This window comes from Paenibacillus tritici (assembly GCF_013204885.1).
GTDB classification, from domain to species: Bacteria; Bacillota; Bacilli; order Paenibacillales; family Paenibacillaceae; genus Paenibacillus_AQ; species Paenibacillus_AQ tritici.
Genome location: NZ_JABMKX010000005.1, coordinates 74,397 through 90,573 on the forward strand (window position 1 = coordinate 74,397; position 16,177 = coordinate 90,573).

General features: G+C 53.4%; 18 protein-coding genes and 1 other annotated feature. Of the genes, 9 read left to right on the forward strand and 9 right to left on the reverse strand.

Going from position 1 to position 16,177, the window contains the following annotated elements; translation table 11 throughout:
- Nucleotides 1–56: 56 nt before the first annotated feature.
- On the reverse strand, nt 57–1,322 hold the full coding sequence (gene ylbJ, locus HQN87_RS09985; protein ID WP_173131610.1) for a sporulation integral membrane protein YlbJ: 1,266 nt from the start codon (nt 1,320–1,322) through the stop codon (nt 57–59).
- Nucleotides 1,323–1,759: 437 nt separating this feature from the next.
- On the opposite strand from ylbJ, the gene HQN87_RS09990 reads away from it, so the two are divergent.
- Together HQN87_RS09990 and HQN87_RS09995 are read left to right on the forward strand one after the other, a co-directional pair.
- The gene (locus HQN87_RS09990) at nt 1,760–2,143 is read left to right on the forward strand and encodes a globin domain-containing protein (protein WP_173131613.1); all 384 of its coding nucleotides are present in this window, start codon (nt 1,760–1,762) and stop codon (nt 2,141–2,143) included.
- A gap of 17 nt (nt 2,144–2,160) precedes the next feature.
- Nucleotides 2,161–2,877: a DUF2225 domain-containing protein gene (locus tag HQN87_RS09995; RefSeq protein ID WP_173131616.1), complete on the forward strand. Its 717-nt coding sequence runs from the start codon at nt 2,161–2,163 to the stop codon at nt 2,875–2,877.
- Nucleotides 2,878–3,001: 124 nt separating this feature from the next.
- Here HQN87_RS09995 and HQN87_RS10000 read toward each other — a convergent pair whose 3' ends face one another.
- Together HQN87_RS10000 and HQN87_RS10005 are read right to left on the reverse strand one after the other, a co-directional pair.
- Nucleotides 3,002–3,232 carry a hypothetical protein gene (locus HQN87_RS10000; RefSeq protein ID WP_173131619.1) on the reverse strand — a complete coding sequence of 77 codons (231 nt, stop codon included), beginning with the start codon at nt 3,230–3,232 and terminating at the stop codon, nt 3,002–3,004.
- Entirely contained in the window at nt 3,229–3,420 is a 192-nt protein-coding gene (locus HQN87_RS10005; protein WP_173131622.1) for a YycC family protein, read from the reverse strand. Before HQN87_RS10005 ends, HQN87_RS10000 begins: the two co-directional genes overlap by 4 nt.
- A 106-nt stretch (nt 3,421–3,526) precedes the next feature.
- On the opposite strand from HQN87_RS10005, the gene HQN87_RS10010 reads away from it, so the two are divergent.
- Both HQN87_RS10010 and HQN87_RS10015 read left to right on the forward strand, forming a co-directional pair.
- The gene (locus HQN87_RS10010) at nt 3,527–5,326 is read left to right on the forward strand and encodes a M3 family oligoendopeptidase (RefSeq protein WP_173131625.1); all 1,800 of its coding nucleotides are present in this window, start codon (nt 3,527–3,529) and stop codon (nt 5,324–5,326) included.
- Nucleotides 5,327–5,679: 353 nt separating this feature from the next.
- Entirely contained in the window at nt 5,680–6,093 is a 414-nt protein-coding gene (locus HQN87_RS10015; protein ID WP_173131628.1) for an O-methyltransferase, read from the forward strand.
- Nucleotides 6,094–6,224: 131 nt separating this feature from the next.
- Here HQN87_RS10015 and HQN87_RS10020 read toward each other — a convergent pair whose 3' ends face one another.
- Nucleotides 6,225–6,458, reverse strand: coding sequence for an alpha/beta-type small acid-soluble spore protein (locus HQN87_RS10020; protein WP_036701727.1), 234 nt, complete (start codon nt 6,456–6,458; stop codon nt 6,225–6,227).
- Nucleotides 6,459–6,562: 104 nt separating this feature from the next.
- Nucleotides 6,563–7,531: an aldose 1-epimerase gene (locus HQN87_RS10025; RefSeq protein ID WP_173131631.1), complete on the reverse strand. Its 969-nt coding sequence runs from the start codon at nt 7,529–7,531 to the stop codon at nt 6,563–6,565.
- Between the two features lie 137 nt (nt 7,532–7,668).
- Nucleotides 7,669–7,912, forward strand: a binding site (T-box leader).
- 61 nt (nt 7,913–7,973) lie between these two features.
- Between HQN87_RS10025 and trpS the strand changes: the two genes are divergently transcribed.
- Nucleotides 7,974–8,963 (forward strand): tryptophan--tRNA ligase, encoded by a 990-nt coding sequence (trpS, locus tag HQN87_RS10030; RefSeq protein ID WP_173131634.1) that lies wholly within the window; start codon nt 7,974–7,976, stop codon nt 8,961–8,963.
- On the opposite strand, the gene HQN87_RS10035 is transcribed toward trpS, so the two are convergent.
- Nucleotides 8,960–9,151 (reverse strand): hypothetical protein, encoded by a 192-nt coding sequence (locus HQN87_RS10035; protein ID WP_173131637.1) that lies wholly within the window; start codon nt 9,149–9,151, stop codon nt 8,960–8,962. The two genes, trpS and HQN87_RS10035, sit on opposite strands and share 4 nt — an antisense overlap.
- 540 nt (nt 9,152–9,691) lie before the next feature.
- Nucleotides 9,692–10,696 (reverse strand): metal-dependent hydrolase, encoded by a 1,005-nt coding sequence (locus HQN87_RS10040; RefSeq protein ID WP_173131640.1) that lies wholly within the window; start codon nt 10,694–10,696, stop codon nt 9,692–9,694.
- Nucleotides 10,697–10,902: 206 nt separating this feature from the next.
- On the opposite strand from HQN87_RS10040, the gene cyoE reads away from it, so the two are divergent.
- Together cyoE and HQN87_RS10050 are read left to right on the forward strand one after the other, a co-directional pair.
- Nucleotides 10,903–11,835 carry a heme o synthase gene (cyoE, locus tag HQN87_RS10045; protein WP_173131643.1) on the forward strand — a complete coding sequence of 311 codons (933 nt, stop codon included), beginning with the start codon at nt 10,903–10,905 and terminating at the stop codon, nt 11,833–11,835.
- A 29-nt stretch (nt 11,836–11,864) separates the two neighbouring features.
- Complete coding sequence (locus tag HQN87_RS10050; protein ID WP_173131645.1) at nt 11,865–12,482, forward strand: SCO family protein; 618 nt, start codon at nt 11,865–11,867, stop codon at nt 12,480–12,482.
- 79 nt (nt 12,483–12,561) lie between these two features.
- On the opposite strand, the gene HQN87_RS10055 is transcribed toward HQN87_RS10050, so the two are convergent.
- On the reverse strand, nt 12,562–12,918 hold the full coding sequence (locus HQN87_RS10055; protein ID WP_173131649.1) for a toprim domain-containing protein: 357 nt from the start codon (nt 12,916–12,918) through the stop codon (nt 12,562–12,564).
- Between the two features lie 179 nt (nt 12,919–13,097).
- Nucleotides 13,098–14,273 carry an MFS transporter gene (locus HQN87_RS10060; protein ID WP_173131652.1) on the reverse strand — a complete coding sequence of 392 codons (1,176 nt, stop codon included), beginning with the start codon at nt 14,271–14,273 and terminating at the stop codon, nt 13,098–13,100.
- Nucleotides 14,274–14,623: 350 nt separating this feature from the next.
- Here HQN87_RS10060 and HQN87_RS10065 point away from each other — a divergent pair, with 350 nt between their 5' ends.
- Together HQN87_RS10065 and HQN87_RS10070 are read left to right on the forward strand one after the other, a co-directional pair.
- Nucleotides 14,624–14,968 (forward strand): hypothetical protein, encoded by a 345-nt coding sequence (locus HQN87_RS10065; RefSeq protein ID WP_367272694.1) that lies wholly within the window; start codon nt 14,624–14,626, stop codon nt 14,966–14,968.
- A 48-nt stretch (nt 14,969–15,016) separates the two neighbouring features.
- Nucleotides 15,017–16,159 carry a transglutaminase domain-containing protein gene (locus HQN87_RS10070; RefSeq protein WP_173131658.1) on the forward strand — a complete coding sequence of 381 codons (1,143 nt, stop codon included), beginning with the start codon at nt 15,017–15,019 and terminating at the stop codon, nt 16,157–16,159.
- The last annotated feature ends 18 nt before the right edge of the window (nt 16,160–16,177 follow it).

A 16,177-nucleotide genomic window follows, 5' to 3' on the forward strand; every position in this document is an offset into this window, starting at 1 on the left:
CCGTGAAAAGCCGGGAATCCGCAGCAGGCTACAGCGGGAGATCTGGTGCAGGGACATTACCGGCGGACATGCGGACGCCGCAGCTTACCCGCCAGCAGGACCAGAAGAGATAGGGCGAGCATGATAGCCAGCAGCAGGCAGAGCAGACTGATGCTGCTGATCAGGGCGGACTCTGGAGCGGCCAGCCCGGATGCAGCAGGAAGCGTACTCCATGCTCCGGCCAGCCCTGTGCCAACCACAGGCTCCCACAGCAGGAGAAGCAGACCTGCTGAGAGCAGGGCATGGACCAGTCGGGCGGCCATGAAGGGGAGATAACGCAGTCCGGTGCCGTTCAGAATACTGGCGACCTGGGCATGAACGGATAATCCTCCCCAGGAGAGGATGAACGCCGCAGCCGCAGCCTTGAACTGCAGCGGAACGCCTCCGGCAGCTTCCCCTGCCGACCGGGCGCCGAGAGTCACCTCGAATACCCCGCTGACCAGAGCGGCAGACAGCTCTGGCGGGAAGCCGGCCAGAGACAGCAGACGGCCGGCCATGCTGAACAGGGCGGACATCACTCCGGCGCGGGCGAGCAGCTCCATGAGTACATTGAAGAATACCACCAGGCCGCCGACAACGATAATAAGCTGAAGCGAAGAGACGATAGCACTCTTAAGCAGCTCTCCGAGATTTCTGCCGTCACTCCGGCGGGCCGCAGCCATCGCGTTAAGTGCAGTCCGCAGTCTTCCTGAGCCTTGTCCTTCTGGAGCTGCAGGTAAGTTGTCCGGAGCATCAACGGCAACGTTCAACCCGGCTTCTTCCGGCCTGCTCCGGCCATGAAAGGACATCAGCAGGCCTACAATGAGTCCTCCCCCGTAATGTGAAAGGGCGAGCACAAGCCCCAAGGAAGCGTCATGAAAGAACCCGACAGAGACAGCGCCCAGCAGGAAAATCGGGTCAGAGGAGGTCGTGAAGGCCACGAGCCGCTCGCCCTCAATCTTGCTGATCATCCCCTGCTCCCGCAGCTTGGCGGTTAATTTCGCGCCGACAGGGTATCCTGATACATATCCCATCGCTGCCACGAAGCCGCCGCTTCCGGGTATATTGAAAAGCGGACGCATGAGCGGATCAAGCAAAGCGCCGAAGAGATGGACAATACCGAAGCCCAGCATGATCTCTGAGATGACGAAGAACGGAAACAGCGAGGGGAACAGCACATCCCACCAGACTGCCAGCCCGCGCAGGGCTGCATCCAGGGAACTGGATGGATGAACGAGCATCAGCAGCATACAGCCCGCCAGCACGATCCCGAGCAGCGGACCGGATAATTTCTTCAGAGTCATCGGTTGTCGCCTCCAATTCTATGCTTAGTTGTATGCCAAAAGCTGGACAAACAGCACAAAAAAACGTAGAAAACGGTTACATTTAGCGGTGCTTTTTCGCTGGAATTATGGTATTATAAACTTAATTAATGCACATCGTTTTGAGATGGATTTTCAGGGATGGAGTGATGGTGATGAGTGTAGTTGCCGGAGTGCTCGTTTGTGCTTTTGTATATGTGATCCGGGTCTCCCTTGTCCCGCCTGGTGATGAAGAATTTAGAACATACTGAATAACTTACGAGCGCTGAACTCAGGTTTGGCGCCTTTTTTTGTCCGGATTCTTATGATTAGGCTTGCGGGTACAGGTCTTAAGGCAGGGATAACTGTACTGCGTATTTTTTGGTATAATGATAAGCAGGCTGCCTGTTAGATTAATAAGGAAGAAGGTGAACCTCTAAGTGAATCCGAATGAGAGTCTGTTTGACAACCTGGGAGGCGCTGAAGGTCTACACCGTCTGGTGACTGTATTCTACGCCAAGGTGCAGCTTCATCCCCAGCTCGGCCCGTTATTCCCTGAAGATATTACTCCGGTGCTGGAGAAGCAATATCAGTTCCTGAGCCAATTTTTTGGCGGCCCTGCCCTGTACTCCGAGCAGCACGGCCACCCCATGATGAGAGCCAGACATATGCATGTCCCCATCACGCCGGAACGTGCGGAGGATTGGCTGGACTGTATGAAGGCTGCACTTGAAGAGACCGGTGTGGAAGAATCCTTGCGCTCCTTTGTCCTCAGCCGGCTGGCGGGTCCCGCCCATCATTTTGTCAATACGCCCCATGAATAAGTGTTGTTTGTGAAAGGATGAGGGCACCCGTGCCGGAATTAATCCCCCTGTACTCAATTAAGGTTACCTGCTCCAACTGTGAACATGAATTCTCGACCTCAAGAGTACGTCCCAGTCTCAAAAAAGCCATCCGCCGCGACGCGGACTTCTGCTCCTATTACAAGGCGGAGAATCCAGATTATTATGTGGTGCGGGTCTGTCCCAAATGCGGATTCGCCTCCACGGAGAATTCGGCGGACAAATTGGCCGACTGGCAGAAGAAATCCTTCGATACACAGGTCGGCAGACGCTGGCAGACCCGGGACTTCGGGGAGAAGCGCAGCTGGGAGGAAGCCCTGGAGACCTACAAGCTGGCCCTGATCTGTGCGCAGAGCATTAAGGACAAGGAACGTATTATAGCAAGCCTGCTTCACCATATTGCCTGGCTATACCGTTATCAAGGGGATACGGTACAGGAACAGCGTTTCCTTAGCTATTCGCTGGATGAGTATGTGAAGGTGTTCGAGAATGATACCTCCGGCGGCAATGATGCGCGGCTGATGTATCTGATTGGGGAATTGCACCGCCGGACCGGGAATTTCACCGCTGCTGTGAGGTGGTTCTCCCGGGTAATCAACGACCAGAGAATTACGGATGCAGCCATGATCCGGGCTTCACGCGAACAGTGGGCCATTCTGCGGGAGCAGATGCGCGGGCAGGATGTTGATCCGGACGGGCTTCCGTCAGGTACATAGAGCGGCGAAGTGAGAGTGCTTATAGCAAGTGCCTCTTTAAGGAAGGAAACACAAAAAGGCGTAGAAGAGAATTCCTCCTACGCCTCTGCCCTATGATGAGGGAGCCTCAGTCCGGTACCTGCTATTAGCGGACCGCCCGGTCAAACAGCAGGTAATCGTTGTCGTTATCGACGACCGTGGGACTGGCGCTGCAGCAGGGAAAGACCAGCAGCTTTTTTTTGCCTTCTCGCACGTTCTGCAGCTCTTTGGGCCTCATCGGCAGAAGAATATTCTCCTGGTCGCAGAACGGGCAATATTGTACGTACATGTCTCCAAGGATAATATCATAAGGCCAGGTATGACTGAAGGGAATCATTGCTTGTCCTTCTCGTCAGAGGGTGCAGGTTCGCTGCCTTCGTCAGATGCGCTGCCGGACTTCTTGGATAATTCGGCAATCTTTTGCAGCAGTATATGTTGGGGCATATGCATCAGGTGTTCCAGCGGAACGCCGAGTTGTTTGGATAACGTGATGGCCGTTTCCGGCGATATTTGCAATGGCTTCATAAGGATGCCCTCCTTCATATTAGTGGAGTATCATCATCCACTTTACCATGGCTGTATCGCAATTACAAAGAAAACTACAATACAACAAAGGAATGGTGAGCCCGATATGAAACAACCATTATCACTGACCTGGGAGCTGGAATCCATCTTTCCCGGAGGCTCCGCCTCCCCGCAGTTTGAGAGCTTCCTGGACCGCTTGGCATCCGATATTGAGAATCTGCGCGGACAGGTGGCCGCCGCAACTGCACCGGCTGAACTTGCCGCAACGAAAGCGCTGGACAGTGTAATCGAGCTGCTGCAGAGCTGCGCCGGGCGCCTTACACAGGCTGCGGAATTCACAGGCTGTCTGGGAGCCCAGAACCAGCTCGACAAGGGAGCGGTAAGACTGTCGTCCAAGGTGACAGGCCTGCGCGCCGGATATGAGGGCATCAGCTCTGCATTCGATAACGTGCTGCGTCAGACACCGGATGCGGTATGGACAGAGTGGATGGCCCGGCCGGAGATTGCCCCGCTGAGCTTCGTACTCAGCGAGAGCCGGGATCTGGCCCGGGAGAAGATGAGCCCGGAGCTGGAGAGCCTTGCACTTGAGCTTGCCGTGGACGGCTATCATGGCTGGAGTGAACATTATGAGACAATCGTCGGCGGGATTCAGATTCCTTTTGAGGATGAGGAGGGTCTGAAGCTGTTATCGGCCGGGCAAGCCTTCAACAAGCTGGCTGATGAGAACCCGGAGGTCCGCAGCACCATGTTCCGCAAATGGGAAGAGGCCTGGGGCGGCGCTGCCGACTATTGTGCGGATACCTTGAACCATCTGGCCGGCTTCCGTCTGAAGCTGTATAAAGGCCGCGGCTGGGAGGATGTGCTGAAGGAGCCGCTCGGCATCAACCGCATGTCGCGTGAGACCCTCGATGTGATGTGGGAGGTTATTACGAAGAGCAAACCGGCACTGGTGTCCTACCTGAAGCGCAAAGCGGAAATTCTCGGTCTGGAATCGCTCGCCTGGGTCGATGTGGATGCCCCTGTCGGCAAGTCTTCCGGCAAAATCCCGTATGAACAGGCGGCAGACGACATTGTTACCCAGTTCCGCAAATTCAGTCCCAAGCTGGCGGATTTCGCCGAGCGTGCCTTCGACAAGGATTGGATTGAGGTCGAAGACCGTGCCGCGAAGCGTCCGGGAGGCTTCTGCGTCTCGTTCCCGGAGAGTAAGGAATCCCGCATATTCATGACTTACAGCGGCACCCCGTCCAATGTATCGACACTAGCCCATGAGCTGGGTCATGCCTATCATTCGTTCCTGCTGGAGGATCAGCCGCTGTTCAATCAGAATTATGCGATGAACGTGGCTGAGACGGCCTCTACCTTCGCTGAGGTTATTGTATCGGATGCGCAGGTGAAGTCTGCCAGTGACAGTGAAGAGAAGCTGGCGCTGCTTGAAGCGAAGATCCAGAACAGTGTGGCGTTCTTCATGAATATCCATGCCCGCTTCCTGTTTGAGACCCGCTTCTACGAGAAACGCAAGGCAGGTCTTGTAAGCAGCGAGGAATTGTCCGCCCTGATGGAGGAAGCCCAGAAGGAAGCCTTCTGCGGGGTCCTCTCTGAATACCATCCGCATTTCTGGGCTTCGAAGCTTCATTTCTATATTACGGATGTTCCGTTCTATAACTTCCCGTATACAGTCGGATATATGTTCAGTACCGGTCTATACCGGCTTGCTTTGCAGGAAGGGGCCTCCTTTGCGGATAAATACGACAGCCTACTGCAGGATACCGGAGTGATGACCCTGGAGAATCTGGTGTCGAAGCATCTGGGCGTCGATCTGTCCAAGCCGGATTTCTGGCAGGGGGCTGCGGATTTGATTGTAGCGGATATTAACGAATTCTTGGAAATGACTCAACAACGCAGCTAGAAATTTGTCGAAAATGAGGCGGATTGGTTTTTTGCAGTAAAATGTTGATTTTTGAATATGGTATGAATGCGCAAAGACCCCGGTTTCGGGGTCTTTTTATGTGGTGTATTTGTCGAAAAAAGACGACGAAAGTTGGGAATATGCCAATACTAATAAGAAAATTGCGCAATTGTAGGGATTATAACCCAATTATGTTGAATAATGTTGTACGTGTTAGATTAGTGACCTATAATGAGCCTAAAGCCTTATATAAGCGCTGCTAGGCCCACAAAATTCAAACAACTGCTTACGAAGCAAGTATTGTGTGAGGCAGAGCCATGAGGCTGCATCACCCACAAGACTTTTAGGAGGAAATGTATGTGAGGACGGAACAATTATCGCTTGCAAGACAGATCGATCTGGTGTTTCACGAGCTGCAGGAGGAATTGTCAGGACTGAATTCAGGTACCGTATTTGTACAGATCAGAAATAATATCATCGGTAAGTTTGGAGTCCGCCATAATCCGCTTGCCGGACGCAGCGGCAGCTTCGCCGCAGAGCAGGAAGGTCTGACTTCCGGCCAGCAGTCCTCATTCCGGGTCATGGCTCTGGAGAGCCTGAAGTACAAGAAACGGTGGACTCATGGAGAGATTAGCTACGAATTCGCTGTCCGCCAGGGAATGGTGGTGGTTGATGCAACGCTGGAGTCCAATTACAATATGGCGAACCTGATGATCCGTTATCCGCGCAGCAGCCAAGGTGATGTCTCCGACCAATCCTTTGGCTGAATTCAATATAGATACTTCGGGACACAGATAAAAGCCCCCCTGCGCTTCGACGAGAAACGCGGGAGGGCTGTGAAGCTGCTCGGTCTATGCCTCACGGCTTAGCCGGATCTTTAAGATAAGGCTAGCTAATACTACGAACGACCGGACAGTTGTTGCTCTGCCAGTTGCACCAGACGTTTGGTGATATATCCTCCCAAAGAACCAGTTTCGCGGGAAGTATAGTTCCCATAATACCCGTCAGCCGGGATAGTTACTCCAAGCTCCTGTGCTGCTTCGTATTTCAACTGCTGCAGCGCTGCATTCGCTTGTGGAACCACCAGGTTGTTAGAACGGCTACCACGACTTTGTTGACCTGCTTGACCCATGTATGTTCACCTCCTTCGCCCGTTGTGAAGATAGTATGAGCGCTAGGAGAAGAATTCATGCACGGATTTTGAAGGTTTATAGGATGGTAATTATATGAAATTTATCAGCCCGGATAAATCATCTGCAGCGTGCTGCCAAGAACAAGGGTCTGGCCGGGTTCAAGCGTGATCAGTCCGGTGAAGGAATCGTCCTGCGGAAGATTGGGCGCATCCGGAAGCCAGGTGAGCGGTTCGATGCAGAGGAACTGGTCTGCTTCGCCTTTGGTATACAGAACCCAGTGATGAAAGAAATTGCGGTCGACGGAATAACGCAGCCCGTAACCATCCTCACGCATCAGTACAGCCTCAGCAGGCTGCTGCTCAGCGATACGCAGGACGGTATCAAGATTCGCGCCTTGAAGATTCAGGCGGGTATGCAGGCTCTCCAGCCCGCCAAGCGGCAATAACTGTCCGCTGGGCAGGAGATCCTCACTCAGCTCGTATACGGCCTCAGCAGGCAGGGTCACATTCCAGCGGCCGGGAGTTCCGTCAAGCATGAACCAGGTATGATAGCCTGCGCCAAAAGGAATACGCCGGGTGCCCAGATGAGTGACCTTCAGGGTCTGCTCCAGCCGGTCATCCTGCAGCCGGAAGGTCATCTCGAACTTCAGCGGCTCGGGGAATTGCCTGATCCATTCCGGATCATCCGTGGTGATGAATTCGGTTGTTACCGCACAGCCTTCTTCGTCCTCTTCGATATCACTGACACACCAGGCCTGCGTGCGGTGAAGACCATGAATATGATGCTCTCCCGCGTTCCTGTCGAACTGGTAGCTTGTGCCGCCGAACTGGAAGTTCCCGCCGCGTATACGTCCGGGGGGCACCAGGAGAGGCATGCCGAAGTGATAAGGTTTCTGCAGATATGAAGTTAGATCGCTCTCATCCGGCTGGCGGAGGATTTGCCGCTCCTCTTTGCGGTCCCATAATGAAATTACGTTATTACCCAGCCTGGGCAGAAGCGTGACTTCCAGTTCGCAGCTATGCAAAATATACGTATCATAACCGTTCCACTGCCCTTTGGTAACCTGTTTCATAAGAGATATGCTCCTTTGATAAGCTGTAATCAGATTGCACACACGAATATCTTTATCATACCAGATTTATCCGGCGGTGGTTAGGGATTTGACAACTTCTCCGGCTGGCTCTATGATGGAGGCATAAATGAATAACAGGCAATGTGATGACAGGGACAAGTAAGCATAGACTGTACCTCCAGAAAGCCGGTGGCTGATGTGAACCGGCGGTGCACCTCTGACTGAATGGACCCTTGAGCGCCGCGATCGAACAGGCTGCATTAGCCTTAAGTAGACCGGCCGGCTCTTCCCCGTTAACGGAAGGCAAGGCTGTTTGCCTGTATCCCGGAGGGATATACCAAGCAGCGAATAAGGGTGGTACCACGGTCTCACGTCCCTTGCGGATGTGGGGCCTTTTTGCGTTCTGCGCAAGCGGAAATTAATCATGATGGAGGATAAGACGATGGCTAAGAAGGTATTATCGGGAATTCAGCCCAGCGGCTCACTCACACTCGGGAATTATATCGGGGCGATCAAGAATTTCGTCAAGCTTCAAAAGGAATATGAATGTTACTTCATGGTGGTCGATCTGCACGCCATTACGGTGGCCCAGGACCCTGCAGCGCTTCGTGAGCAATCTGAATCGGTGGCTGCGCTGTATCTTGCCGCAGGGATTGACCCGTCCATCGCCCATGTCTATATGCAGTCCCATGTGCCTCAGCACGCTGAGCTGGGATGGATTCTGACTACGCTGACTGCTATGGGTGAACTGGAGCGGATGACACAGTTCAAGGATAAATCGGCAGGCAAAGAATCGGTAGGCGCGGGCTTGTTCGTCTATCCGTCGCTGATGGCCGCTGATATTCTGGTCTACAACGCTGATCTGGTGCCTGTGGGCGAAGATCAGAAGCAGCATCTGGAGCTGACCCGGGATCTCGCGGGACGCTTCAATCACCGGTTCGGTGACTTCTTCACCATCCCTGAGCCCTACATCCCGGAAGTCGGGGCACGGATTATGTCCCTGGATGACGGAACCAAGAAGATGAGCAAAAGTGATCCCAATGCCGGCAGCAGAATCAACCTCTTGGACCCGCCGGACGTCATCCGCAAGAAGATCAGCCGGGCGACAACGGATTCCGGACGCGAGGTTGTGTTCGACCCGGCGAATAAGCCGGAGATCAGCAACCTGATGAGCATCTATGCCGAATGCTCGGGGATGAGCCTGCAGCAGATTGCCGACAAGTATGAAGGCCAAATGTACGGCGGATTCAAAAAAGAGCTAGGCGAAGTGGTTGTCGCCCTGCTTGAGCCGATCCAGCAAAGATACCAGGACATCCGCAGCTCAGGAATGCTGAGCGATATTCTGGCTCAGGGAGCCGAAAGTGCACGCATGAACGCCGCACGCACGCTGGAAGGCGTGAAGGAGCGGATGGGCTTCCTGCCCTCCCGTTAAGGAGAGGACAGCTTGCTCTCCGCCTTGCGTCTCAGCCTGGCTTTGACGATGAAGCCCCAGCCGATGTTAAGCACGCACAGAGCGCCGAGCAGAAGCGCGAGCCAAATGTTATAGCTGATGGTGATGGAAGCCGCCGTAAGTAGGAGAATTGAAGAGCAGGCGAACCACAGTGACAGACCTTTACCCATAAGTTCCAGCCTTCCTTTCTGCTTGAAATCCCGGAGTGCTTCCTGCACTGCGGGATTATTAGTTTGAATGTAAGTGAATATAGTAAGTAAATATGGTGAGTAAATACATGCTTGCGCTGTAACCGCTTTATTGTGATTGTGCCTTATGCCGACCCGGGCGTCAAGGGGGCGTCAAGAGAATGGCTCCCCGGTAAATACAGCCTATAATATATCAGATGAGCTAGATAATCCTGCACAAATTGCAACATTCCCATTAATCAATCGCCGCTAATCAAAAAATATTGCACAAAAGGCAGCAATCGTCCTCCTCCAAGCAGCTGAGCGAAGAAATTCCTGCAATTCATGCAACATTCTATACAACTAGCCCAGTATCCCTGATTCGAGTTGCAATATTTACAACATCTGAGCTTGACCTCTGACTACACTGGCGGGCTGAACTCCATTCCTAGCTGGAACAGGTAGTTTATGTATTTTAGGGTTAACGTAATTAAAAAGATGGCATCTGCTCCGGCAGATGCCATCTGTCTTCAAGAAAACTTCCTACAGCTTGACTGTTCCCGGATCAATGGCGAAACGTTCGTCAAGCTTCTCGCTGCTGAGCCAGCCGACATAGGTGTTCAGCGGTTTATACTCCTGGTCCATTACAAGTACAGCAACGAACGGGAATTGCTTGCGGTGTAAATAACGAACATCACCCCAGCGTACAATATAACCAGAGGGCAGCTCCTCAACCTCGGCAACGGCGTACGAGGTGAAGTACAGAAAGGCCTGAATGTCCGGATGGGATTTGGAATGCTCAACGGCGGGGTGAGTGGAGCACACCGCATGCTTGAACCATTCCAGCCGTCCGTTGTTCAGCAGCCCGATATTATAGCTGCCATCCGGCTTGGCTTTGACCACATTCCACCGGGTAGGTGAAATGGTGGGGATCACATAATAACGGTCGCCTGCAAGATGGTGAACATCTTTATTCTTGATGTTGCGTGTAATGCGTGCATGAACCAGTGTCCGCCAAATGTAGTATAGGACGGTGCAGGCATACAACGTAATGAACAGGGGAGCGGGAGGTACGATTCCGCTGATCCACAGAATAATCGCCGCTGTATGGCTGCCGAAGATAAACGGATCGAAGATATGGATAATGTTCCAGGCGATCCATTTCTCGGTGAACGGGCGTGCGGCCTGGGTTCCGTAGGTGTTGAACAGGTCAGAGAATACATGAACGGCAACGCCGATGAAGCTCCAGAGCGCGACATGGCTCAGTGAATGGAGATCCGTTAATCCGAACAACGGTCCAATGACCAGTGTGATCAGAGCCGGCCACAGCAGTAAAAAGGGCAGGGAGTGAGTGATTCCCCTGTGATTGCGGATATACACCGCATTGTCCTTCAGACGCAGTGCGGTATCGGCATCAGGGGCCTGAGAAGCCAGTACAGTAGCTACCATCACCGCTCCGGCAAGGGTTCCATTGGAAGCGACGACAGGATCGACGAAGGACAGACCGGCGAGTCCAAGTCCCATAACAAAATGTGTAGCGGTATCCATTAGTCAGATCTCCTTTGTACGGAAGTTCTCTATTAATAACTACCCATTTTCGCGTCCAGTTATTTAAGGGCGGGAAAATAAATATTGTCACGTAATTGTCGAATTAATGAACATCATGGTCAATGATTGTCAAAGTCTTTCCCAGTTTGCTATGATAAAGTTAATAGCGGGATGTTAGAAGTTCCCTAGAAGGAGGAACCCCATACGTGGACAATCAATTGAGATATCAAGCTTCTTCTGATTCCGCATCAATGTCTGCCAAGTCTCCGCCGGAAGGTGCAAGCTGGCGTGACTTTGTTACCGTTACGAAACCGGGTATTATCCGCTCCAATCTAATCGCTGCGTTCGCAGGGTATTGGGTGGCGTCAGGCTGGGATGTACAGTATGGCCGTCTGATTCTGACGTTGCTCGGCACCATGCTGGTAATGGCATCGGCTTGTGTGTTCAATAATTATTTTGACCGCGACTTGGATATGAAGATGGAACGGACCCGTGAACGGGGGCTACCTACAGGAAGGCTGAAGCCTCGAACCGTACTTATCTACGGGATCGGTCTCGGCATTGCCGGGCTGGTCGTACTGTTCGCCTTCTGCGGTATGCTGGCCGGATTGTTCGGCATTGTCGGCATGTTCGTATATGTTGTAGTGTATACCCTTTGGCTCAAAAGAACATCCACCTGGAGCACCTCGGTTGGTGCAATCTCCGGGGCCATGCCTCCTGTAATCGGTTATGTGGCTGTTACGGGAACCGTGGATCTCGGGGCCTGGCTATTGTTCGCGATGCTGTTTCTGTGGCAGCCTCCCCATTTCTGGGCACTTGGCATCCGCCGCAAAGAGGAGTACAGAGCAGCAGGATTTCCGCTCCTTCCCGTTGTGAAGGGGACACGCCGTACCAAATTCCAGATGATTCCTTATGTTGCGCTGCTGCTCCCGGTTCCGGTGCTGATGTATGCCTATGATTATGCTGGTATATATTATCTGATTGTATCGCTGGGATTGTCAGTGGGCTGGCTCTACTTAACCCTGATCGGGTTCAAGGCCAAGGATGATGAGGTCTGGGCGAAGAAAAGCTTCCTCTTCTCCATTAATTATCTGACGTTAAGTCTGATTGCCCTGGTGCTGAATACCATTCACGTGTAAGCATTCTTAGTAGAGGGGGAGGGCGTCCTGTGCAGACCTTGAAACGTTACAAATGGACTTGGCTGTTGCTGCTGCTCGCAGTGATAATGGCGGTCTATCTGGCAGTCCAGTCTTTTGATTTCGGAGGTAAGAAGCTGCCGGTCATCGGTCAGGTGCAGGACTTCTCTCTGGAGAATGTAGACGGGAAGCAGGTTAGTCTGGCGGATACGGAAGGCAAGGCAAGGCTGGTCTATTTCTTCTTCACCGTGTGTCCGGATGTATGTCCGATTACCACCTTCATGCTGTCACAGACGCAGGATCTGTTGGTTAAGGATGGAAGCTTCGGCAAGGACGTCGAGTTTGTCTCGATTTCCTTCGATCCGAAGAATGACACAAGGGAAGCGATCAAGGCCTTCGCTGATAAGTTCCATGCGGATTACAACGGGTGGTATTTCCTGCGGGGCGATCAGGAGCAGGTACGCAAGCTGGCAGCGGAATCCTTCAAGGTGATGATCTATGGCACAAGCAAGGATGACTTCGCCCACGCCAACCTTATTGGTCTTGTCGACAGGAACAACAATCTCCGGGGATTGTATGATGCCGGGGATACAGAGAATGTAACGCCGGAGTTTTTGGCCCGGACGGTCAAGAAGCTGGCCCGCGAATAGCATGGAATAGTGATGAAAGAAAGAAACGAGGGTGTCCGCAGGCAGTGAGTCTTCTGCCCGGGACACCCTCGTTTTGAGTTTATTCCATTCCCTGCGGATACGGCTGGGGATAGATAATGAATTCCTCAAGTCCGGCCTTCTCCAGCTGGGTAATATTGTACTCGTCAGGAGTTCCTTCAACCCCGGCATAACCCTTTCGGGTATACATATGAACGGCATCGGGGAAAACGTCGCGCAGAACACCGCGGATTTTTTTGCCTGAGCTGTCATTATCCATATACAGATAGACCTCCCCGTCCCGGATCGTGTTCCGCAGGGTCTCCAGCTTAAGGGTGTTCAGTGTCCCGAAGGTGCACAGAATGTCGACCTCCGGTCCAAGCAGCCGTCTTAGGCGGCTGCGGTCGTTCTTGCCTTCGACAATAATGGTAATGGACATATACAATCAGCCCCCGGATCATAGTTGTTATGACGATATTGTACCTAAGCTGCGCTTTTTTTAACAGCTTGGTGTGCAATATGTATTCATTCCCCGGGAAATGTCGTTATAAATAGATATACAGCAAACCATCACCCGGCAGGACAAATGCGGGTGATTGCTGGCGAATACGGGCAAATTCAGGCAGCATGGCCGTTCCAGCCGGAAGCATAGGAGGGCAGCTTGCCGGCTCTGCCCGGAGGCAGCAGCAGAACGGCTGTCATCAGCAGAACGAACGCGATGAAGTAAGGGGAGACATGGTCCCTGAGCTGTCCGGCAGCCACAGGTCCGGCGAAGGCCCCCAGCGACATGGCGATGGATTGCATCGAGAAGGTGCGGCCCAGCCGGCCTGCCCCGCCCAGGCTGATGAAGAGGGAGGCCATGGCCGGGAATAACACCCCTTTGGCTGATCCAAGCAGGAATAGCACGATTCCGGCGGGAATGCTGCGGAAGGCGGCCAGGCAGAAGAAGCAGAGAGCCATTCCGAGCAGGGCGGCTGCAATACGGATGCCTGGTGAGACGCGGTTCAGGAAGAACAGGCAGAGAGTCACAAGTGCACCCAGGCTGAGCAGGGAGAGTAGAATTCCCGTTGACATGATTCCGTCTTTTCCCTGTGACAGGGGAAGCTCGAAGAATAATACTCCCTGGGAACAGGAGACGAAGAAGGGCAGCAGATAGTAACGCCTGGATACAGGTGGACTGGCGGCTGCGGACGCTCCGGGCAGCTTCTTCTGAAGCGGCAGCACCGGCTTCTGCAGAGCCAGCGAAGGATTATGCTTCGGCACGCTGAAGAACGCCATAACACCGGTGAAGATCAAGAGCCAGCCCAGGGTGCTGAAGGTGCCGGAGTAGCCGGCTTTGGCTACGATGAATGCTCCGGCGGCAGGTGAGACTACAGAGGCCAGCGTGTGAATAATCCCGTTGCCTGACATGTATTTGCCCTGGGTCGCAGGGTCAGATGAGAGCGAAGCCAGCAGGGTCATGCAGGCAGGGGAGAGGAACGCCAGTGCGAACCCGCTTGCCGCGCGCAGCAGGAGCAGATGCCAGGGCAGCTGCGCATGGGCCTGCAGCAGCAGAATAACACCCGCTACGGTAAGGGCAAACACGATGTAGCGGCGGCTGCCGTTGCGGTCAACAAGCACACCGGCCAGCAGATTGCCCGGGAGGTGGGTCAGGGAATACATCCCCATCATCCAGCCGATGAAGGCCGGTCCCGCTCCCAGGGACATGGCAAAGGGCGTCAGAATAGGATACTGGGCATGTAAATCGAAGAAGGCCAGGAACATGAAGAGATACAGCCACATTGCAGTTTTCACGGATTACACCTCCAGATTGGTGGCCAGTTGCTGTATTATGGATAAGTCCATCAGAAGACACAGCCTACTTGTACTTTACGTGCGGCTGAGGGGGCTTATACCAATTTCTTGACAACCCCTGTATGCGGTTCTGTATTCCGGCAACCATGAATTATAAGGGTCATTGATGTATAATAATTAATATTAATGAAATGTCTGACGGGACGGAGTCCTGAAGTGGCGAAATTTGCGATTGGGGTGTTGTGAAATTGATGAATCCGGAAGTATGGTCACAATTTATCAGAGAAAATTGGCTTGTTATCGTTATTGCGCTTGTCCTGCTGTTTGCAGTTGTTAACATCGTTAAGACTATGCTGAAATGGGCAATTGTTGTCGTTATTGTTGTAGGGCTCTTCATCTATAGCGGAGTAACCATGGACCAGATTGGTAATGCCGTTAACCAAGTGGCGGACGGAACGGTCAGTACTCTGAAGAAGGAAGCGCAAGAGGTTATGTTAAAAGAGGCGCAGGAGGCTGTATATACCTCCGGGGGTGACGGCACCTTCACCATCACTACTCCTAATCTGGAGGTGAAAGGCTCCGCTGCAGAGGACAAGGTAGAGGTGGTCTTCCGCGGAGTCAGCCTTGGGAAGTGGAGTGTTACGGATACGACCAAAACCTTCATCGACGAAGCCCGGAAGCAGGCAGGTAAATAACAGTGCAGGGAATCAAGCGATACCCGCAGGACCGGAAGGAGGAGTGATATGCTGAATAGCTGGGTAGATAGTCTTAGTGAAGCTAATATCATCTCCATCGTTCTGCTGCTGGTTGTACTGTGCTCTGCATTGCAGGGCTGGGGCCGGGGCTTCAGGAGGGCAGCCGGAGGGCTGTTCGGACTGCTGGGGTCAGGACTGCTGGCAGCAGCGTCTCTGGTTATGGCGATTCCGGCAGCGGTGTATCTCTCGCCTGCTGCCGGGAACTGGGCATCAAGCCTTACCCCGCCGGATGCCAAGCTAAGCCAGTGGCAGCAGTTGTATTACACAGGCGCCTCTGTCCTGGCGAATTCGCCGGTCGTACGGTTTCTGCTGCTGCTCTTGCTGTGCTACAGCCTGATTCGGCTGCTGCTGGGTCTGCTGTTCCTGCTGCTGCCCATCCGTCTGCCGCGCTTGTCTGGGCGGACGTCCGGGAAGATTACGGGTGCCAGCCGGTTAAGCGGAGCCTTACTGGGTACCGCAGCAGGGCTTACCCGTGCTATGGTGCTGGTCTTTGTTCTGTATATCGGGGTGGCCCTGAACCCGGACAGCAGCTTCAGCCGTTATGTGCAGTCTTCACCGATCTACAGCCAGAGTGCGGAAGCGGTCTTCGAGCCGCTGGCCGGTGAACAGGTCAGAGGGAAGCTTCCGGTGCTGACCAAAGCGGTAGCCGCGGAGATGAGCGATATTCTCCGGCGCAAATATGAAGTGATTGACCATGAGATCTCGGCGGATATTGCCGGTGCAGCCGCAGATATTGCCGGACAAGCCAGCGGGGATGAGGAGAAGGCCAAGCTGCTGTATGACTGGATCGGCTCACGTATTGCCTATGACTACGATAAGGCAGAGAATTATGAGCAGAGACGGATCTGGCATGAGCAGACTCCGCAGGATACGATGGATACCCGGCTTGGGGTGTGCATTGATTACGCGCGCCTCTATGCTATGATGGCCCGTTCCCAAGGGCTTCAGGTGCGTGTCGTCACCGGCAGAGGGTATGACGGTCAAGGCGGCTATGGTCCCCATGCCTGGAATGAGGTCTACATCAGCAGCAGCAAGGCCTGGATACCGCTTGACTCTACCTGGGCCAGCAGCGGCAACTGGTTCAATTCCAAGGATTTCGATTCTACGCATATCAAGGAGAACATCCTGTGAGAAGGAAGCGGTGGCTCT